At 62.3% G+C, this 19,830-nt stretch carries 21 protein-coding genes; 5 read left to right on the forward strand and 16 right to left on the reverse strand.

The window, feature by feature from the left end:
* Positions 1–3: 3 nt before the first annotated feature.
* From ACSQ3L_RS26265 to ACSQ3L_RS26295, 7 genes are all read right to left on the reverse strand, one after another.
* Positions 4–825, reverse strand: a complete 822-nt coding sequence (locus ACSQ3L_RS26265; protein WP_436162551.1) for a sugar phosphate isomerase/epimerase family protein — start codon at positions 823–825, stop codon at positions 4–6.
* Positions 826–988: 163 nt separating this feature from the next.
* Positions 989–1,831 (reverse strand): carbohydrate ABC transporter permease, encoded by an 843-nt coding sequence (locus tag ACSQ3L_RS26270; protein WP_023808790.1) that lies wholly within the window; start codon positions 1,829–1,831, stop codon positions 989–991.
* Between the two features lie 5 nt (positions 1,832–1,836).
* Complete coding sequence (locus ACSQ3L_RS26275) at positions 1,837–2,733, reverse strand: carbohydrate ABC transporter permease (RefSeq protein WP_023764771.1); 897 nt, start codon at positions 2,731–2,733, stop codon at positions 1,837–1,839.
* Between the two features lie 138 nt (positions 2,734–2,871).
* Positions 2,872–4,119 carry an ABC transporter substrate-binding protein gene (locus tag ACSQ3L_RS26280; protein WP_436162552.1) on the reverse strand — a complete coding sequence of 416 codons (1,248 nt, stop codon included), beginning with the start codon at positions 4,117–4,119 and terminating at the stop codon, positions 2,872–2,874.
* Between the two features lie 109 nt (positions 4,120–4,228).
* On the reverse strand, positions 4,229–5,374 hold the full coding sequence (locus ACSQ3L_RS26285) for an ABC transporter ATP-binding protein (protein ID WP_436162553.1): 1,146 nt from the start codon (positions 5,372–5,374) through the stop codon (positions 4,229–4,231).
* A gap of 88 nt (positions 5,375–5,462) precedes the next feature.
* Positions 5,463–6,413: a PfkB family carbohydrate kinase gene (locus ACSQ3L_RS26290; protein WP_436162554.1), complete on the reverse strand. Its 951-nt coding sequence runs from the start codon at positions 6,411–6,413 to the stop codon at positions 5,463–5,465.
* Between the two features lie 3 nt (positions 6,414–6,416).
* The gene (locus tag ACSQ3L_RS26295; RefSeq protein ID WP_023756676.1) at positions 6,417–7,217 is read right to left on the reverse strand and encodes a class I fructose-bisphosphate aldolase; all 801 of its coding nucleotides are present in this window, start codon (positions 7,215–7,217) and stop codon (positions 6,417–6,419) included.
* A gap of 162 nt (positions 7,218–7,379) precedes the next feature.
* Here ACSQ3L_RS26295 and ACSQ3L_RS26300 point away from each other — a divergent pair, with 162 nt between their 5' ends.
* The 3 genes from ACSQ3L_RS26300 to ACSQ3L_RS26310 all read left to right on the forward strand — a co-directional run bounded on the left by ACSQ3L_RS26300 (position 7,380) and on the right by ACSQ3L_RS26310 (position 10,525).
* Complete coding sequence (locus ACSQ3L_RS26300) at positions 7,380–8,141, forward strand: DeoR/GlpR family DNA-binding transcription regulator (RefSeq protein WP_023808795.1); 762 nt, start codon at positions 7,380–7,382, stop codon at positions 8,139–8,141.
* A gap of 256 nt (positions 8,142–8,397) precedes the next feature.
* Positions 8,398–9,546, forward strand: coding sequence for a Gfo/Idh/MocA family protein (locus tag ACSQ3L_RS26305; protein ID WP_436162555.1), 1,149 nt, complete (start codon positions 8,398–8,400; stop codon positions 9,544–9,546).
* A gap of 4 nt (positions 9,547–9,550) precedes the next feature.
* On the forward strand, positions 9,551–10,525 hold the full coding sequence (locus ACSQ3L_RS26310) for an alpha/beta hydrolase (protein ID WP_436162556.1): 975 nt from the start codon (positions 9,551–9,553) through the stop codon (positions 10,523–10,525).
* Here the strand turns inward: ACSQ3L_RS26310 and ACSQ3L_RS26315 are convergent.
* Complete coding sequence (locus tag ACSQ3L_RS26315) at positions 10,513–11,547, reverse strand: LacI family DNA-binding transcriptional regulator (RefSeq protein WP_436162557.1); 1,035 nt, start codon at positions 11,545–11,547, stop codon at positions 10,513–10,515. The genes ACSQ3L_RS26310 and ACSQ3L_RS26315 overlap by 13 nt on opposite strands.
* 663 nt (positions 11,548–12,210) lie before the next feature.
* Between ACSQ3L_RS26315 and rsgA the strand changes: the two genes are divergently transcribed.
* The gene (gene rsgA / locus ACSQ3L_RS26320) at positions 12,211–13,248 is read left to right on the forward strand and encodes a ribosome small subunit-dependent GTPase A (RefSeq protein WP_436162558.1); all 1,038 of its coding nucleotides are present in this window, start codon (positions 12,211–12,213) and stop codon (positions 13,246–13,248) included.
* Positions 13,249–13,273: 25 nt separating this feature from the next.
* On the opposite strand, the gene ACSQ3L_RS26325 is transcribed toward rsgA, so the two are convergent.
* Positions 13,274–13,666, reverse strand: a complete 393-nt coding sequence (locus ACSQ3L_RS26325) for a GFA family protein (protein ID WP_436162559.1) — start codon at positions 13,664–13,666, stop codon at positions 13,274–13,276.
* A 95-nt stretch (positions 13,667–13,761) separates the two neighbouring features.
* Positions 13,762–14,295, reverse strand: coding sequence for a sterol desaturase family protein (locus ACSQ3L_RS26330; RefSeq protein WP_436162560.1), 534 nt, complete (start codon positions 14,293–14,295; stop codon positions 13,762–13,764).
* Positions 14,296–14,468: 173 nt separating this feature from the next.
* Between ACSQ3L_RS26330 and ACSQ3L_RS26335 the strand changes: the two genes are divergently transcribed.
* Positions 14,469–14,939, forward strand: a complete 471-nt coding sequence (locus tag ACSQ3L_RS26335; RefSeq protein ID WP_436162561.1) for an NUDIX domain-containing protein — start codon at positions 14,469–14,471, stop codon at positions 14,937–14,939.
* 4 nt (positions 14,940–14,943) lie between these two features.
* Here the strand turns inward: ACSQ3L_RS26335 and pobA are convergent, their stop codons facing one another.
* The 6 genes from pobA to pcaD are packed head-to-tail and all read right to left on the reverse strand — an operon-like array spanning position 14,944 to position 19,756.
* On the reverse strand, positions 14,944–16,116 hold the full coding sequence (gene pobA, locus ACSQ3L_RS26340; RefSeq protein WP_436162562.1) for a 4-hydroxybenzoate 3-monooxygenase: 1,173 nt from the start codon (positions 16,114–16,116) through the stop codon (positions 14,944–14,946).
* The gene (locus tag ACSQ3L_RS26345; RefSeq protein ID WP_436162563.1) at positions 16,116–17,168 is read right to left on the reverse strand and encodes a 3-carboxy-cis,cis-muconate cycloisomerase; all 1,053 of its coding nucleotides are present in this window, start codon (positions 17,166–17,168) and stop codon (positions 16,116–16,118) included. Before ACSQ3L_RS26345 ends, pobA begins: the two co-directional genes overlap by 1 nt.
* A gap of 19 nt (positions 17,169–17,187) precedes the next feature.
* Positions 17,188–17,802 (reverse strand): protocatechuate 3,4-dioxygenase subunit alpha, encoded by a 615-nt coding sequence (pcaG, locus tag ACSQ3L_RS26350; protein ID WP_436162564.1) that lies wholly within the window; start codon positions 17,800–17,802, stop codon positions 17,188–17,190.
* Positions 17,802–18,557, reverse strand: a complete 756-nt coding sequence (gene pcaH, locus ACSQ3L_RS26355; RefSeq protein ID WP_436162565.1) for a protocatechuate 3,4-dioxygenase subunit beta — start codon at positions 18,555–18,557, stop codon at positions 17,802–17,804. The genes pcaG and pcaH overlap by 1 nt, the downstream gene beginning before the upstream one ends.
* Positions 18,547–18,954 carry a 4-carboxymuconolactone decarboxylase gene (gene pcaC / locus ACSQ3L_RS26360; RefSeq protein ID WP_436162566.1) on the reverse strand — a complete coding sequence of 136 codons (408 nt, stop codon included), beginning with the start codon at positions 18,952–18,954 and terminating at the stop codon, positions 18,547–18,549. Before pcaC ends, pcaH begins: the two co-directional genes overlap by 11 nt.
* Positions 18,947–19,756: a 3-oxoadipate enol-lactonase gene (pcaD, locus tag ACSQ3L_RS26365; RefSeq protein ID WP_436162567.1), complete on the reverse strand. Its 810-nt coding sequence runs from the start codon at positions 19,754–19,756 to the stop codon at positions 18,947–18,949. The genes pcaC and pcaD overlap by 8 nt, the downstream gene beginning before the upstream one ends.
* Positions 19,757–19,830: the final 74 nt, after the last annotated feature.

Raw genomic sequence — 19,830 nt, forward strand, 5'->3', positions numbered from 1 at the left:
TCTTCAGGCGCCGTAGGAGCGCATTGTCTGACGGTTGGTCTTGACCGCGCCGGCGGGATCGGCGGCGGCCGTTTCGGATTCCTCCTCCAGCACCAGCCAGCCGTTGAAGCGTGGCGCGGTGTTGGCGATCTCGATGACATCAGGGGTGTCGCAGACGCCCTTGCCGAGCATGGCCCAGGTGCCGTTGGCGTCGACGTCCTTGAGGTGGATGTAGCGGATGCGATCGCGGTAGGTGCGCAGCGTGTCGGCCATGTCCTTGTGGCCGCGCAGGATATGGCCGGTATCCGGCACCCAGCCGACTAGGTCGGGGTCGACCAAGGCAAAGATCGTGTCGTAGTCGGCGCGGTCGAACAGCAGCGTGTTGTGGTGCGAGCTCGGATGCACCGCGACCTGGACGCCCGCCTTGCGTCCGAGCTCGCCAGCTTTGTTGTAAACCTCCGCCGCGATCGCGAACTTCTCATCGCGTGGCCCTTCGGACACCACCGTCGCCGAGCCCATCGACACCAGCGCATTCGGGAAGGCTGCGGCGAAGTCGATCCAGCGCTTGGCGGCCTCGAGGTCGGCGCCGATCTCATCTTTCAGAGTGAAGCCGCTGTTCGAGCCGAAGGCGAAAGAGACCAGCGACAGCCCGGATGCCTTCAGCGCGGCGGCAAACTCTTCCGGCGTGTCGCCATAGTGACCGATCATGGTATCGGTGATCTCGATGCCGGCATAGCCGCCATCGGCGATCGCCTTGAGCAGGTCGTCGGGACCGCCGGTCCAGGCCTTGCCAAGCATTTCCCAGGTAAAGGTCTGGCAGCCGACTTTGAGGTCTTTCACGTTCATCCTTTCATTCCTTGATACCGCCTATTCCTTGATGCGCCCTGCGTCAGCCGCTCGATGACGTGGCGCGGGAAGAGCAGCACGAGTACGATCGGCTGACGCAGGGCGCATCAAGGATTGCGATACGCGGGGGCCTGCTCCTTCGGTTTTCCTTGGGATGGACATCCTACTTGACCGAGCCCGCGGTCATGCCGGCGAGGAAGTACCTCTGGGCAACGAGGTAGATGAGCAAGAGCGGTAGCGAGCCGAGCACGCTCATCGCCATCATCTGGTTCCATTCGAAGGCGTGCTGCCCCATCAACAGCTGGATGCCGATCGGGACGGTGCGCATGGACGTTGACTTCGTCAGCGTCAGCGCAAAGAGAAATTCGTTCCAGCACAACAGGAAGGTGTAGACCGACGTCGCCACGATACCAGGCAGTGAAATCGGGACGATCACCCGCCAAAGCGCCGTCCAACTGGTGCCGCCATCGACAGCCACGGCTTCATCGAGATCGCGGGGCAAGGTGTTCAGATATCCCGTCATCAGCAGGATCGCGTACGGCAGTGTAAACACCAGGTAAGTCAGGATCAGTGCGACGTAGGTATCGAAGATGCCGTATGAAACGACGAGCCCGAAGAAGGGGATCAAAAGTGTGATCGGCGGAATCGTCTGCGTGCTGATGATGATTGTGTTCAGGCTGCCCTTGCCGCGGAAGTTGAAGCGGCTGAACCCGTAGGCCGCCAGCAAGGCGATCAGCACCGTTAGCACGGTCACCGCTCCCGCCACGAAATAGCTGTTGAAGAAGAAGCGCAGCTTTACCGGATCGCCAAGGATGGCTGCATACGCTTCCAGCGTGAAGGCCTTTGGCAGGATGGTTGGTGGCAGGGCAAAGATTTCGGTATTCGATTTGAACGAACTGCTCAGCATCCAGTAGATCGGGAATGCCGCGAAAAAGAGCCCCGCCGCAAGCGCTACATGGAGCGCGACGGTGATCAGCCTGTCTTTCGGCGTATGCCTTTTCCTCATGGTGACTACCGAGCCTTTTGATAGCGAATATAGAACAGCGTCAGGCCGAGAGAGATCAACAAGATGACCACAGCGCTCGCCGAAGCCTGCGACAGGTTGTAGCTCGAAAACGCCAGCTTGTACGTGTAGGTGCTAAGGACCTCGGTCGAGTAGATCGGGCCACCGCCCGTCGTTATCCAGATTAACGGGAAGACCTGCATGGTCCAGATGAAGTCGAGCAGCGAGATGCTGATGATGATCGGCATCAGCTGCGGGATGGTGATGAAGATCAGCTTTTGGTAGGCTTTCGCCCCGTCGATATCGGCGGCCTCGTAGAAATCCTTGGGAATGCCCTGCAAGCCCGCGAGCAGGCTGACCATGAAGAGCGGATAGCCCGCCCAGATATTGGCAAAGGTGACGGCGTGCAGCGCGGTCTCAGGCGAGGAAAACCATTCGACCTTGGAACCGATGATGCCGATTTGCATGAGAATGCTATTCACGACACCGTTCGGCTCAAGCAGGAGGCGCCAGATCACGGCGATAATCACCGCGGTGAACAGCCAGGGCAGTATGTAGAGCACGCGCAGAATATTGCGCAGCGTCGGATTGATGCGGTCGCTGTTCAGCATGAGCGCGAAGACCATGCCGATGGTCATGTGGAAAATGACACTCATGCATGTGAAGTAGAGCGTGTGCCACAGCGAAGCCCAGAACACGGGGTCGTCGAAGATCGCCTGGTAGTGTTTCAGTCCGGCAAAGGATGGGTCACGACGCAGCACCGCGCTGTTCTGGAACGAGTAGGCAATCACCGTCACCATCGGCAGCAGCATCAGAAGCCCGATTATGAGCAGCGAGGGCGACAGATAGAGGTACGGTGCGACCGCTCGTTTCAGCTTGTGGTGGGAGCGCTTTTGCCGGGTCATGTGCCAACCTTGGGATACGCCTTCAAGAGAAGGTAAGCTTCGGAAACAGGTCCATCTCAAATTGCCGATCCGTTGTTGCCGGGTGGCCTGCCCGAAGTCAGGCCACCCGGTCGAAGATAGCAAACGGGAACAGGCCGATCAGAATTTCGCCATCCAGCCCTTCTGGGCGGTGGCCGCGGCTTGTTCCGGAGATTGCTCGCCGGCGAGCATCTTCTGGGCTTGCACGTCGAACTGGGTCATCAGGTCTTCAGCCACCGGCAGGCCCGTGAACTCATTGGCGAGATAACCGGTCTTGAAGATTTCAAAAGCCTTGCCGAAAGCCTTGTCCGAGGTCACGAAATCGGGCTTGGCGTTGACGTTGCCCGGGAAGGCGTTCGCAAGCGACACGAGCTTGGCGTTCACCTGTTCGCTCATCAGATATTGGACGAGTTTCCAGGCCTCTTCCTGATGTTTCGAGGCAGCAGAGATGCCGATGCCCCAGGAGGCATAGGGAAGGCCGCGCTTGCCGGTATAGTTTTCCACGACCGGGACCGGGATGAGGTCGAAGTTCAGCTTGGGATTGCGCTTGCGGATGAGGTTCACATGCGCGAGCGAGTCGATCATCATGCCGACGCGGTCGTTGACGAACTCCTCGACCTTTTCCTGCTCGGTCTTGGTGGCGATGCCGGGCGAGATGGTGCCGGCGTCGTTGAGTGATTTGACGAAGGTGAGCATATCCACCACCGGTTTGCCCCCAAGGTCTGGCTTGCCGTTCGCCATCATCGACTGACCCGAAGCCCAAACCCACGACATCATGTCGTTCTGGACGCCGGATGGCGTTTGCAGCGACAGGGGCAGCACCCAGCCATACTGGTTCTTGTCGGCTTTCGTCATCTTCTTGGCGGCTTCGAGAAACTCCGCACGGGTCGACGGCAGCTTGGTCACGCCTGCCTGGGCGGCGAGATCCAAATTCACGAAGACGGGATAGACGAAGGAAGCCACGGGAAACATCACCGCCTTGCCGTCCACCTTGATGATGTCCGCCACCTGGCTCTTGTCGAAACCGCTTGCATCCATCATCGGATTCATGTCGGCGAGTGCGTTCTGCGCATTCAGATTGTTCACCCAGGCACCGTCGAGACCGACGACGTCGCTGAGCGTTCCGGTTGCAGCACCAACCGAGATCTGGTCTCGCGTGGTCGCGTAGGGGCCGCTGACCAGCGTCACCTTGATTCCGGGGTTAGCGGCCTCGAAGCCATCCATGATTGCCCTGAGCGAGCCAGCCGGCAATTCGGGCTCCCACCATTGGGTGAATTCCAGCGTCGTATCCGCCATGGCGCCGGTTGCGCCAAGCAACCATGCGGCCGCGGCTATTTTCAGCATCGCGGGTTTTATACGAAAAGTCATTTTCTCCTCCTTCTTTAGGATCGACCGCACAATGCGGCCGATCGTCTGCTTATTCAGAAGTCTTCTTACGCAGGCGCCTCACCCTCACCCGCGGGTCTTGTCGCGATATTCAGATCGCCAGATGCGTCTCGGGATCGAAGAAATGGAGCTTGGCGTTATCCAGGGCCAACTTGATTTCCGAGCCGGAGCGGACTGTGCTGACCGGTTCGAATTTCGCCACCGCATTCGACGCCAGGCCGAAATCCCGTTCCGCGTCAGGGTCGCCGGAGTCCACCCGGACCGCGTCGATGTCGAGATGGACGATATGTTCGGATCCGAGTTCTTCGATCGAGGTCACTTTTGCCGGTATCGTCTGATACTTGCGGCCGGATTCGAGGCTGCTGTCATAGAGATCCTCCGGTCGTATCCCGAACACGACCTTGCGCCCGGCATACGACCTCAAGCCCGGCCTGCGCTCGAAGGCTGCATCCTGCAGCCGGATGGCTAAGGCGCCGGACATCAGTTCGTCGCCCGTCAGAGTCGCCTCGAAAAGGTTCATCGAAGGAGACCCGATGAAGCCGGCAACGAAGGCGTTCACCGGCGATTGATAGAGCCTCTTGGGTGTGTCGACCTGCTGCAGCACGCCGCCTTTCAACACCGCGACCCTGTCGCCCATCGTCATGGCTTCGGTTTGGTCGTGGGTCACATATATGGTCGTTACGCCGAGCTGCTTTTGCAGACTGGTAATTTCGGCGCGCATTTGAACACGCAGTTTCGCGTCCAGATTGGAAAGGGGTTCGTCCATGAGAAAGGCTGCCGGCTCGCGCACCATGGCGCGGCCCATGGCAACCCTTTGACGCTGTCCGCCTGAAAGGTTCGCCGGTTTGCTGTCCAGCAGAGACGTCAGTTGAAGGGTTTTGGCGATCTCGTCCACGCGCTTTTTGCGCTCCACCTTCGGCTTGCCTGCCAGCCGCATCGAAAAGGCGATGTTTTCGAACACCGTCATGTGCGGGTAGAGGGCGTAGCTCTGGAAGACCATCGCGATGTCGCGGTCCTTGGGCGGCATGTCGACGACGTCGACTCCGCCGATCCGAAGGCTGCCGCTGGTGACGTCCTCCAATCCCGCGATCATCCGCAACGCGGTGGATTTGCCACAGCCGGACGGCCCGACGAGAATCAAAAACTCGCCGTCCTCGACCGACAGGTTCAATTGGTCGATTGCGTGGAAATTGTTCCCGTATGTCTTGCAGATATTCTCAAGAACGACTTCTGCCATATTCCTCCCTCCACAAGTCTAAGCCACTGTTTTTATGATTGTCCTCGGCTTATGTTCACCTGCGAAATATTTCCTCGGATAGTTCGGGCTACGTTCCGGTATCGAGCCGCGCATATTTCAGTTCGACTGCCGACGGCACGTTCGTCGATGCTAGGAGTTCCGTGACCTGGTCGTCGGTCGGAAGCGCCTCGCGCCCGCCCCGCCCCGTTATCGATAGGGCGGCCGCCGCGGCCGCGAATGCGACCCGGCCCGCGGTGTCGGCCCCGCGCGTCAATGCAAGGGCATAGGCGCCATGAAAGCAGTCACCGGCGCCGGTCGAATCGACGACGGCAACCCGGTGCGGAGGCAGGTGCCAGAGCCCTGTCTCGTCGCGTCCGCGATAGAAGACGCCCCTGCCGCCATCCGTCAGAACCACGGCGGACCGCGACGGCAACCACAATGCATCGAGTATCTCGGCCGGCGACCGGTGGCCCGTGGCGGTCCGCGCAAAGCCGAGCGGAAGAATGAGATGGTCGCAGAGCCCGATCAGTCTCTCGGTGGCTGGGCCGTGACTCCATTCGACATCGCCGAGGATCGCAAGGCCGAGATCGCGAGCCCGAGCCACGACATCCAGCGACCCGATCGCGTAGCTATCGACGATCAGGGCGGTCGCGCGGCTGAGAACCTCGTCCGGAAAGTCCGGCGCGGTGCCCAGCATCGCTTCGTCGTCATACGCGATGAACCGCTCCCCATCCGAACCGACGGTGATCCGCGAGCGCACCGGGCGCGCGTGCGGGTGGCGCGGCGCGAACGCGGTTTCAACGCCGCTCGCAACGAGATCGCACAACACGGCGTCGTCGGCCGCACTGCCCAGCCATCCAACGAACCCGGCGGTTCCGCCGAGCCGCGCGACGGCGGCAAGCGCCGTCGCGACATTTCCCCCGAAAGCTCGGGCACTTTGCAGAACCTTCCCCTTGCCCGCCGACAACGGCTGATCGACATAGACGATGTCGTCGATCGCAATAGCTCCGAAGCCGAGGATTGAAGGGACGGTGGGCATCGTTCAGGCACCCGCCTTCGCCAAGGCGTCTTGCGCCGAAAGGCCGTCATGGATGACGCCCCGAAAGGCAATCGCTGCCTTTTCCGGATCGCCATGCCCCCAGAGATTGCGGCCCACCACGGCACCGCGCGCGCCGGCACGGATGGCGTCCGCAGTCTGCTGAAGGGCGCCGAGCAGCGTGTCGGTCTTCGGACCGCCGGCGATCACAACCGGCACCGGGCAGGTCCGAACGGTCTCTCGAAACGACTCGAAATCGCCGGTGTAACCGATCTTGATCACGTCGACGCCGGACTCGTAGCCGATGCGTGCCGCATAGGCGATCTCGTCGGGGGTGAAGACGATTTTTGCCCCGTCGGTGAAATCGCGAGGGTAGATATGCGCCACCACCGGCATGCCGTAACGGGCCGCCGCATTCACCGAATCGGTCAGCCAGCGTATGTATTTGCCCTCGGTCGCGCCGCGCACCGGAATGGCCACGGCCAACGCATCGGCGCCAGCGCGCACCGCGTCCTCGGGCGTTGCAATCAGTTCACTGATGCGATCGTCTGGGGTGAAGCAGCCGGCCTGGATCACCAGGGAAGCCTTGCCCGCGTATTGCGGCCACAGATGGCGCGCGGTGCCAGGCTGAATGCTGACGTAGTCGGGTTTGCCCACCATGACGCGTGCAAGCGCGCCCGGCAGGTCGGCAAGACCTCCTTTGCGCACGTCGCCATAGCCGACAAAGTGGTCGACCGCGCCGCCAAAAAGATTCCCCGATGGGTGTGAGAAGAGGCGCGCCAGGCGCACCTTGGTTCCGAGGCTCATGAGTCCAAAACTCTCCAATCGATTGATTTCAAAATCCTGGACCTAGTGTTTGCGAAAGAAAGGATAAATGCAATCTTTCGAAATCTTTCGAATTCGCGTATTTTTGGTAGAGTGAACCGAGGCCAGGGCGATCGCTTGGCGCATGGAGGCAAGGACAGGGCAATGTTGTCAGAGCAGAGACGCCAATCGATCCTGGGTGAAGTGCAACGCAGCGGACAGGTTCGCATCAAGGACCTGTCAGACGATTTTGGCGTGTCGGAAGTCACGGTGCGCTCCGACCTCGAGATACTGGACCGCAAGGGACTGCTGACCAAGACCCGTGGAGGCGCGGTGACCCGGACCACGGATTCGACCACGGCCGCGTTCGCCCGGCGGATGCAAACGAACCTCGATGCAAAGAAACGCATTGCCCGGGCAGCGGTAGAACTGTTCGAGGACAACCAATCGGTCATCTTCGACGGCGGCTCGACATTGATGCAGGTTGCCATGCTGTTACCGCCGCTCAGCAATGTCGTGGTCGCGGCCACGGCGATGAATATCGTGCAGCATCTGATGCATCGGCCCGGGCTCGACGTTCACATGATCGGTGGCCGGGTCTATCCGGACACGGTGAGCACGCTGATCACCGATGCCGACACGGCTCTCGGCGGCTTGGTAGCGCATCAGGTCTTTGTTGGAGCGCATGCGATTGACTCGTCACTGGATGTGGTCGACGTGAACGAAGACATGGCGCGAACGAAGCGAAACCTCGTGCGCATGGCCCGGCGCGTTGTCCTCCTTGCGGATTCGAGCAAATGGGGCGTCAGCGGGACCTCCAAGGCCTTTTCGCTGTCGAGCGTCGATGTTGTGATCACCGACGATGGCCTGTCTGGCGCGATACGCAGCCAGCTTGATAGGACCGGGGCCAAGGTGATCTATGCCTGACTCCGTCGCGGTCCCTGGCCGCGACGGAAATATCCCATGCGCTCATAACCCACGGGATTCGCATCGGCGGTCGGCCGTTTTTTCATGTCCGTCATTTTCTCCTCCTAGAACTGGCAGCCTCCCGAGATCACGCCAGCATTTTCGCATGTTGTCTAAAAATTTTACGCGCGTCAATATTTAAAATGTTGTATACCTCGTTGGGCTACCGGCCGGCGGATTCGGCAGCCCATGACCGCGTTGGAAGGTACGATCGAAGATGCACGGAAAATCAAAGACGAAGCTCGGGATCGGCGTCATCGGATGCGGCAATATCTCGATGACATATCTGCGCAACGCCGCCCTCTTCGGCGGCATCGAATTGCGCGCCTGCGCCGATATCTCGGCCGATATGGCGGCGCTGCGGGCGAAGGAATATGGCATACGGGCGCTCGGCGTCGATGCGCTGCTGGCCGACCCCGAGATCGATCTTGTCCTCAACCTGACCATTCCGGCGGCGCATTTCGACATTTCGTTTTCAGCACTTTCGGCCGGCAAGCACGTCTTCACCGAAAAGCCGCTCGCCACCTCGGCCGCCGATGGACGGCGCCTGGTCGATGAGGCGCGGTCGCGCGGCCTGCTGCTCGGCTCGGCGCCCGACACTTTTCTCGGTGCCGCCGGACGCCGCGCACGCCGGCTGATGGATGACGGCGCCATCGGCCGCCCGGTCACCGGCACGGCCTTCATGATGGGCCGCGGCATGGAGCATTGGCACCCCAACCCGCAATTCTACTATCAGCCCGGTGGTGGCCCGGTGTTCGACATGGGGCCTTATTATCTGACCATGCTGGTCAACCTGCTCGGCCCTGTCGAGCGCATCATGGCGATGGCGACACGCGGCCAGGAGGAGCGGCTTATATCAGCCGAGGGGCCGTTCAAGAACACCACATTCAAGGTCGGCACGCCGACCAACGTTCTGTCGCTGCTTGAATTCCGCTCCGGCGCGACCGTCACCTTCGGCGCCTCGTGGGATGTCTTTCGCCACTCCAACCACCCGATCGAGCTTCACGGCACGGAGGGCTCGCTGCGCCTGCCCGACCCCGACACGTTCGGCGGCACCGTATCGCTGTCCAAACGCGGCGCCGACTGGCAGGATTTCGCCAGCGAAGGCGAGCTCTACGGCGCCCGCAACTGGCCCTATGCGGCGCCCGACCGCGCCAACTACCGCATGCTCGGCGTCGCCGACCTGGTGCGCTCGCTTCAAACCGGCAAGACGCCGCGCGCTTCCGGCAGCCTTGCGCTGCACGTGCTTGAGATCATGGAGGCGATCCTGCATTCCGGCGAAACACAGGGTTCAGTCGCCATCGCGGGCGATGTCGTCCAGCCGGCCCTGCTGACCGAGGAGGAGGCAAGCAGCCTGCTGGCCTGAGGAGATGACGACGACGCTCGATCCGGATGCGCTGCGCGTCCTCGAAATCGGCCGTGCGGCTGGCGGCGCGCCGTTCGAGACCGGCAGCGTGGCGGCGGCACGCGCCGCCTACAATGCTTCGTTCCCAACGCTGCAGGGCGAGCACGAGCCGGTCGCTGCGACCTTGGAAAAGCGGATCGACGGGCCGAACGGCCCGATTGCGATCCGCATCCATCGCGGCATCGGCGCACTGCCGAACGGGGCGCCGGCGTTGCTCTATCTGCATGGCGGCGGTTGGGTCATCGGCAATCTCGATTCGCATGACGAGATCTGCCGGTGGCTGGCCAATCTCGGCAACGCCGTCATTGTCTGTCCCGATTATCGCCTGGCGCCGGAGCACAAATTTCCCGCCGGACTCGAGGATTGTCTGTCGACGCTCCGTTTCATGGCCGAGAACGCCGCCGATCTCGGCATCGACAAGGCGCGCATCGGCGTTGCCGGCGACAGTGCCGGCGGCAATCTCGCCGCCGTGCTGGCGCTGCTCGCCCGCGATGGGCTGGCTCCACCGCTTGCGGCGCAGATCCTGATCTATCCCAATACCGATGCGCGGCAGACATCGGATAGCTACCGGCGTTTCGGCGACGGCTTCGGGCTCACCGCTACCACCATGGCCTGGTTTCGCGACCATTATGTGCGAACGCCTGACGACAGTTTGGATTGGCGCGTATCGCCCTTGCTGGCACCTGATCTCGCCGGTGTCGCGCCGGCATTCGTCGCGCTAGCCGGATGCGACATCCTCGCCGACGAAGGGGCAGCGTATGCCGCGCGCCTGCAAGCCGCAGGCGTGCCTGTGACCCTGCGGCAATGGCCGGGCCAGATCCACGGCTTCGTCTCGATGGGGCGCCATATCCCCGCTGCCCGGCAAGCGGTGGCCGAGGCCGTGGCTGCCTGGCGCCAATTCGAGAAGGGTTCGCTGCCGCCGGACGGTCAGGCCGACTGACGCATCATCAGCGTCGCGCCGAGCTTGACCGTGCGTGCGATGTCCTGCTTCGGCGGGTCGGCCTCGTTCAGCAGGGCCAGCAGGATCTCGACGCTGCGACCGGCCATGGCGGCGAAATCCTGTGCCATGGTGGTCAGCGCCGGACAAGTGTAGCGGCTCAGCGGATGATCGTCATGCGCCGCAACGCGCAGATCGCAATCGGGCTTGCGGCCGACCTTCAGGCCGCGCGAGAACGCAGCCGCCATCACACCAAAGGCGAGACGATCATTGGCGCACAGGATGGTGCGGCCAGGCAGGGTGCCTTTTTCGAGTGTCCTGTCCATCCATTCATGGCCGATGCGCTCGAAGTCCCAGCTATAGTCGCGCGCCGCATTGATGAAGACGGGTTCCAAGCCGGCAACCTGCATCGTCTCTATGTAGCTCTGCAGGCGTTCGCCGGAATTGTGGTTGACGTGCGGAATGTCGACATAGACCGGCGGTTCGCCGGACCGGCACAGATAATCCACTATGGTCGACGTGCTCTGGTGGTTGTCGTTGCCAACGAAAGGCGTATTCCCTTCGATGTAGGTGTCGAAATAGACAATCGGAATGTTTTCACCCATCCGCTCGAAGACGCCCGGTTCCGAGACCGAACCCAGAGGAGCGACGATGGCGCCCGCGACCTTCAGCGACATGAGCGTCCTGACCGATTCCGCCTCCAGCTTCGGCGAACCGTGCGAGGATATGACAATCGGCCAAAAGCCCTCGTCGCGGCAGCGCAATTCGATGCGGCTGACCATCTCGGCGTAGAACGGATCGGTGACCGTCGGCACGACGATGCCGACATTGCGGGTGCGCTTGCGGTTGAGGTTGCGCGCGAAAAGGTTCGGCTCATAGTCCGAAGATCGCAGCGCCGCTTCGATGCGCGCCCGCGTCGCCGGCTTCACGCTCGCCGGATCATCGAAATATTTCGACAGCGTCGGGCGAGACACGCCACATGCCTGGGCGAAGTCGTCCATCGTGCGGTGCGTCTTCTCCGCCATCGATATATTCCTGATCCCTTTGCCGACCGCAACGGCCGGCCGGTCACCCAGTCATGCGACCGTTGACCGGCAGCGGCAATGCTTGACGGAACTTATTCAGTCAAATTTTCACAGTTCTCAATACAACGCAAAAACATTACGTACGTCAAATTATTTGTTGACACCTAGCGCCGGCAGCATCGGATGAAGAAACCGACACCGCCGGCCGATCCGCCCGCCCGTTTTCTCGCCAACGTCCTCGGCAGCTTCCGATTCGTATCGGGCGTGTCGAGGCTAGGGCTTGCCCCTCAGCCGCCGGGGCTCCGAACTCAGGTTACAAAAGGCCTGGCGGCAGCCAGTTCGGCGGTTTTGGCAGCTTTTTGTGCCGGTAGCTTTTCACGATAGGAATTTTTTCTTGACTCGGTGCCGTCAGCTAAGGTACATATTTGCCTATGGTGCTGATTTGCGCCAGTGACCCGCCGCACAGGCGGGTTTTTCGTTTAGTGCTCTGTCAGCCAACGCGCCGGCGAAAGGCTCCGAAGGAACCCGTTAACCCGAGTTCGTGGCCCTGCCTCAGCCGCAGCTCCGCTTGCCAAATGCCGCCGTGCCGCCCATACAGCTGGGCAATCGCCCACTCCGTTCGCGCCTCACCTGCCAGGGATACTGTCCAATGTCCGCGACGCCGTGGTCAAAGCCGTGACGGATCCTTCCACGCCATCGCTCGCCAGCCTGGGCTGGACGGATTTTTTCGCCGACCAGCTCGATCCGGGCGACGCCGATCTCGTCCCGGCGCGTGTCGCCACGGTCCATCGCGACCGCTTGACCGGCCTGTCCCAGGCGGGACCGGTCGATCTGACGCTGCCGGCGCAGGCCAACACCGGCGACTATGCCGTCGGCGACTGGGTGCTGGTAGATGCGCATGACCAGCTTGTGCAGCGGCGCCTTTCTCGCAAGACGGTGCTGGAACGCCGCACCCAGGGCGGCAGGGTGCCGCAGCTTGCCGCGGCCAATGTCGACACGCTGTTCATCGTCACCTCCTGCAATGCCGACTTCAATCCCGCCCGGCTCGAGCGCTATCTGGCGCTGGCCAACGAGGCAGGGACGACACCGGTGATCCTGCTGACCAAGGCCGATACCGCTGAGGACGCCGAGGCGTATGCAAGGCAGGCTGCCGTGTTGCAGCGTGGGTTGCCGGTCGTGATGCTGAACCCCCGCACATCGGATGCGGCAGCCGTTTTGGCAGCCTGGTGCGGTGTCGGCCAGACGGTGGCGCTGATCGGCTCCTCCGGCGTCGGCAAGTCGACACTGGTCAACACGCTGGCCGGATCGGCGCAGCAATCGCCGCAACAGACCGGAAGCATTCGCGAACACGATGCCAAGGGACGCCACACCACCACGTCGCGATCGCTGCATTCTACTGCCGGTGGCGGCTGGGTGATCGATACGCCGGGCATGCGGACGCTGCAGGTCAGCGATGTCGGCTATGGCATCGACACGCTGTTCGCCGAAATCACCGAGCTTGCCCCGCTCTGCAAGTTCCGCGACTGCACGCATGTGCACGAGCCGGGTTGCGCGGTACAGGCCGCCTTGAAGGCTGGCACGCTCGATCCGGAGCGCCTTGCCCGCTGGCGAAAACTGTCAGACGAAAACCAAAACAACACGCCGGTCCAGAGCGGACCTCGCGGAGCCAAGACTTCCGGCGGTCGCGGTAAGAGGCGCTGAACGGTCGGGGCACGCCACCCCGGCCTTAACCGCTGCGCGATCGCAAGTAGCTCGTGAGATCCCCCGGCAGCCGGTCCCAGTCGAGAGCCTCGCTCGTCCAGACATGGAAGGTTGGAGGGATCGCGCTCGGGTTGTCCAAACTCACTGTCATTACGTCGAGTTCGTCGGGTGCGTCGTCCTGGCGATAGGTCAGAGGAGACCCGCATAGGCCGCAGAAGCTGCGGGTGACGCCGGGCGAAGAGGTGTAGTCGACCGGCGCACCGCGGGTGTAGCGAAAACCTGAGGACAACACGCCAATGAAGGGGAGATGGGGCGCCGATGCAGCGCGCCGACAGGTCTCGCAATGGCAGATGCCGCTGCTGATCGGTTCGCCCTCAACGACATAGCGCACCGCGCCGCAAAGGCATCCACCCTCCATCTATCCCTCCAGCGTTACCAATTCGACCATTCAATGCGACCAGCCATCGACATGAACACGACCGCCAACCGCCATCTCAATTTCCAAACGGGCTCTCAGAGCCGCGCCGTACCGAAGACCCGATCCCAGAATGCCGACGTCACGCCGAAATTGGCCGCTTCGTCGATGTGATGATGCACCGCATGGCGGCGCTTGAGGGTGTAGAGATAACTCGGATGGCTCGGATGCCAGTGATGGATCATGTGGTGGATGCTGATGTACCAGAGGTACCCCAGCATCAGCCCGCAGCTCACCGCGCTCGCGGTGGCGAAATCCGAGACCACCCAGACAGGCAAAAACGCGACCAGCGCATGCACCCCGAGGCTGAGCCAGGTCGGCGTGCCCACCGAACTGCGCTCCTCGACATGGTGACGATCATGCAGGTCCCTGATGTAGGGAATGTGGTGAAGAACGAACCTGTGCAGCACATACTCGATCAGCGTCCAGAGGCCGAGACAGGCGAGGACCGTGCCGACCCAGCCTGGCGCACTCTCTTCGCCGGCCTCGAGCAGCCCGGCCACTGCCAGCACTGCGATCACCAGCGGATACACCACGAAGTCGCTATAGTAGCCAATAAGACCGAGTTGCATCGTCACCTAGCCTTCGAGCCGCCAAATAAGCGATGGTATCAGATTGCCGGACTCGCGGATGAGGTGCAATGCAGACCCGCCTGACATAGCGTCGCAATCCCCTGGCGCAAGGTTAGCGTCAGCATTTCAAGGACTGTCGGCAAAGCTGCCGGCTTCGCAAACGGACGTGTAAAATGGCAAAACGCAGTGCGGGATTGCTGATCTACCGCCGCAGCGACGGCGTTCTCAAGGTGTTGCTGGTTCATCCGGGCGGACCGTTCTGGGCGAAGAAGGACGAGGGCGCATGGTCGATACCGAAGGGCCTCGTCGGCGTGGACGAGGACGAGTTGGCGGCAGCGCAACGCGAGACCGAGGAAGAGCTCGGCATCAAGGTCGATGGCACCTTCGCGCGGCTCGGCGACTATAAACAACCCGGCGGCAAGGTTGTCACGGCCTGGTCCGTCGAGGCGCGTATCGACATCGATGTGGCTGCCATCAAAAGCAACATGTTCACCATGGAATGGCCGCCAAAGTCAGGGTCCCTAAAAGAGTTTCCGGAGGTGGACAGAGCTGGCTGGTTCACTTTGGCCGAGACCGAGGTGAAGATCCTGAAGGGGCAGCGCCCGATGCTATCGGACTTTGCCAGGCAGCAAGGCACCGGATGATTCCTCAGTAAGGCAGGCCGACATAGTTCTCGGCGAGCGCGGTCGAAGCGGCACGCGACTGCACGAGGTAGTCGAGTTCGGCTTCCTGGATGCGCTGGCCGAACTCGCCGGTGTCGGGAAAACGGTGCAGCATGGTCGTCATCCACCAGGAAAAACGCACCGCCTTCCAAACCCGTGCCAGCGCCTTGCCGGAATAGGCGTCGATGCCGGCGTGTGATTTTTCGACATAGAAGTCGCGAAAACCGGTGAACAGATAGCGCACGTCGCTGGCGGCGAGGTTGAGGCCCTTGGCGCCGGTCGGCGGCACGATGTGGGCGGCGTCGCCGACAAGGAAAAGCCGGCCGAAACGCAGCGGCTCGGCAACGAAGGAGCGCAGCGGCGCGATCGATTTCTCGAAGGATGGGCCGGTGACGACGCTTGCCGCCGTCTGCTCGGGCAAGCGGCGGCGCAACTCGTCCCAGAAGCGATCGTCCGGCCAGGCCTCGACGCGGTCGTCCTGCGGACACTGCACATAGTAGCGGCTGCGATGCGTCGAGCGCATCGAGCACAGCGCAAAACCCCGCTCGTGATTGGCGTAGACCAGTTCGTGATCGGCCGGCGGCACCTCGGCCAGCACGCCGAGCCAGCCGAACGGATACTGCCGCTCGAAGGTTTTCAGCGCCTGCCGCGGAACCGATTTGCGGCTGACGCCATGATAGCCGTCGCAGCCGGCAATGAAGTCGCAGTCTATGCGATGCGTGACACCGTCCCTGTCATAGGTGACGAAAGGCGCGGCGTTGTCGAAATCGTGCAGCGTGACGTTTGCCGCCTCGTAGATCGTGGTCAGCCCAGCCGCGTCGCGCTTGTCCATCAAATCGTGCGTTACTTCGGTCTGCCCGTAAACGGTGACATGCTTGCCGCCGGTGAGTTCGGCAAGGTCGATGCGATGCAGGCGTCCGTCGAAGGCGAGCGAGATGCCGGAATGCGGCAACCCTTCGGCATGCAGCCGTGCCGCGGCACCGGCTTCCTCCAGCAATTCGACAGTGCCTTGTTCGAGCACGCCGGCGCGCACACGGCCAAGCACGTGCTCGCGGCTGGCGCGCTCCAGAATGACCGTCTCGACGCCGATGCCGGCCAGCAGTTGCCCCAGCAGCAGGCCGGACGGTCCGGAGCCAACGATGACGATTTGCGTGCGCATCAGTGGCCGAGACTTTCGACCTGTACGGCCAGTTCGGCGGCGAGGCGCAGCGACGCGGCGGTCGCCACGACCATCTGCGGCAGCAGCAGCCACTCCAGCGTCCAGGCCGCACCCGAGCGCTCCTGCTCATGCACGAGCGCCTGATGCATGCCGGAAAGCTGCGTGGCGTTGAAGCGGGCAAGCGCCACCAGTGCCTCGGCCTTCACCGGGTTCTGCTTGTGCGGCATGGCCGACGAGCCGCCGCCGCCGGAAAGTTCGATCTCAGTTCCGCTCTGCGCCATCAGCGCAATGTCCTGGCCGAACTTGCCAAGGCTGCCTGAAACCAGCGACAGCCAGCCGGCAAAATCGGCGAGCGCATCACGCTGGTTCTGCCATTGCGGCGCGTCGCCAAGGCCAAGCTTTGCGGCAAGAGCCGCTCGCACCGCCGGCCCCTTGTCGCCGAGCTTTTCCAGCGTGCCGGCCGCGCCGCCAAACTGCAGCACCAGCAGACGTCTCGACTGTTCCGACAATCTTTCCTGGTGCCGTTGCAGCGGCGTGCGCCACGCTGTCAAGCGATCCGCAACCTTGATCGGAATCGCCTTCTGCATGCGCGTCATCCCGGTCAGCGCCCTGCCCCCGAAGCGCTCTTCGAGTGAGACGAGCCGTATGATGGTCTCGGTCAGGAGCAAGCCGAGATGCTCGACGATGGACTTCAGGCGAAGCATCAGGCCCGTATCGACGATATCCTGGCTGGTCGCGCCGAAATGCACTTTGTCGCCATGCGTTTTACCGACCGCCACCCTGATCTGGCGCACCAGTTCCGGCACCATGACGCCGTCTTTGACGACGGCGGCCCGCAGCAAGGCGGTGTCGGGCCGGAATGTGCCAAGGGCGGTCACGATCGCTTCAGCATCATCCTTGGCGATAATCCCGTTTTCGGCTTCCGCTTCCGCCAGCGCGCCCTCAAATGCCAGCGCCGCCTCGATTTCCGCCTCGACGGAAAAATGCCTCGCCGCTTCCTCGTCGCCGAGAAGCGCGGAGAGCAGTGGATGGTCGAAGGGCGATACCGTCATATCTTGCTCCTCCTGCCCATCAGCTGTCGAAAAAGACCGTTTCCTTCTCCCCTTGGAGATGGACGTCGAAGATGTAAGTATTGCCCTGACGCTCGGCGATCAGCGTCGGCACGCGAACGCGGTGCTCGATGCGCGCCAGGATCGGATCTTCAGCATTGGCCTTTTCCTCATCGGAGAAATAGAGCCGCGTGTGCAGGCCGAGGTTGATGCCACGGGCGACGATCCAGAGCGTGATATGCGGCGCCATCAGGCGGCCATCGGTGAACGGGACGCGGCCCGGCTTGACCGTCTCAAATGTACAAAGGCCGGTGTCCATGTCGGTCGGGCAGCGGCCCCAACCGAAGAAATTGGGATCGGCCGTGCCGCGAAGTTCAGCCGGTGAATTGTAGAGCCCATCCGCATCCGCTTGCCAAATCTCGATCAGCGCGTCCTTGAGCGGCGTGCCGGTGCCGTCGAGCACCCGGATGCGCAGGCCGATGCGCTCGCCCCTGGTCTTGTCGTTGACCATGGTGGCGCCGAGGTCACTGGGATAGACGCCACCGATTCCGCAGAAATTGGGCGTCAGCCCGATGTGAACGTAGGGTCCCGCGGTCTGCGAGGGGCTTTCCCTGAGCCGGCCGAGCGATTGGGCCATCAAGTGCCCTCCAGCCTGTTTTCGAACAGCGAGGAACGGCGGCCGCGCAGCACGATGTCGAACTTGTAGGCGCGCGCATCGAAGGGGATCGTTGCTTGCATGTCGAGTGTGGCGATCAGCGTCTCGATGGCTGCCTTGTCGGGGATGCCACGCACGATCGGGCAGTGCCAGATCAGCGGATCGCCCTCGAAATACATCTGCGTGATCAGCCGCTGCGCAAAACCATGGCCGAAGACCGAGAAATGGATGTGTGAGGGCCGCCAGTCGTTCGGCCCGTTCGGCCAGGGATAGGGACCGGGCTTGACGGTGCGAAAAACATAGCCGCCATCCTCGCCTGATATGGCGCGGCCGCAGCCGCCGAAATTCGGGTCGAGCGGCGCCAGATAGCCGTCCTTCTTGTGGCGATAGCGGCCACCGGCATTGGCCTGCCAGAATTCGAGCAGCGCGCCGGGCACGCCGACGCCGCGTTCGTCGAGCACCCGTCCGTAGACGATGATGCGTTCGCCGATGGCGCTCTCGCCGGGCCTGGCGAAATTGTGGATCAGGTCGGCGTCGAGTTCGCCCAACATGGCATGGCCGAAAACAGGGCCTGATAGTTCCGACAGCGTGTTATCGAAGGCAAGCAATGCCTTCTGCGGCGAACGCAGCACGGAGGTCTTGTAGTTCGGCGTCAGCGCCGGCGGATGCCAGGTCCGGTCGCGCTGGAAGAAAGCGCCGGTTTCTGGCCTCCGGTTCGAGCCGGACTTAGCGGGCATTCTCGGCTCCGTCCATTTCCGAAAACACGTCCTTGGCGATCTTGAAGGCACGGTTGGCGGCCGGCACGCCGGCATAGATGGCGACATGCAGGAACGCCTCGCAGATATCGTCGCGCGAAGCACCGGTGTTGGCGGTGGCGCGCACATGCATGGCGACCTCATCATCATGGCCGAGTGCGGCCAGCAGCGCCAGCGTGACGATCGAACGCTCACGCTTGGTGAGGCCCGGCCGCGCCCACACCGTTCCCCAGGCGGCCTCGGTGATCAGCTCCTGGAACGGCTGATCGAAATCGGTGGCTGCGATTTCGGCCCGGTCTACATGGCGGTCGCCGAGCACCGAGCGCCGCACCGCGAGGCCGGTGCGATATCTGGCTGCGTTGCCGGGGACTTCATCCATGGGTTTCTGCTCCAGGGGCAAGCGATGCGATAAAACCGCGGATCAGGGCGATCAGCGCTTCAGGCTGTTCGACGCAAGGAATATGTCCGGCGTCGCGGATGATCTCGAAGCGCGCGCCCGGGATCAGCTCGGCCAGCGAGCGGACGAGATCGGGAGACGTCGAGCCATCCTGGTCGCCGGCGATGCAGAGCGTCGGCACCGCGATGTGGCGTGCAGCATCGGTGAAATCCGCATCGCGAACGGCCACGCACGTCCCGATGTAACCGGCAAGCGCTTGCCGGGTCATCATGTTCCAATAGCCGTCGAGCTCGGCCAGACGCGCCGCGTGGAAGGCGGGGGTGAACCATACTTTGAGCACGCCATCTGCGATGGCCTGGATGCCCTTGCTTTCGACCGTCGCGATGCGTGTATTCCAGCTGTCTGCCGTGCCGATCTTGTGCGCCGTGTCGCACAGGATAAGGCCTTCGACCATTTCCGGACGCCTGCGATAGATGCCCTGCGCGATCATGCCGCCGACTGACAGGCCACACAGGACGACCTTGCTCAACCCGAAATAATCGATGAGCGCCGAGAGGTCGTCGACATGATCATCGATCGATCTGATGTCGCCAATGTCCGAAAGGCCATGACCGCGCTTGTCGTAGACAAGCAGAGGCATTTCACCATCAAGCGCCGAGACGATTTCGTCCCAGATCCGGAAGTCGGTGCCCAGCGAATTGATGAATATGACCGGTGGCGCATTGCCGGCCGCCTTGATGTGGCGATGGTGCAGCGTGATGCCGCCGATGGTGACGAATGGCACGATTTCGGTCCTCCATCCCCACATTGCACAAGGCGTTTGGTTCGGTAAAATGATATTTTGCGCCGTTTCATTAA

The organism is Mesorhizobium sp. LjRoot246 (assembly GCF_964254115.1).
GTDB lineage: Bacteria > Pseudomonadota > Alphaproteobacteria > Rhizobiales > Rhizobiaceae > Mesorhizobium.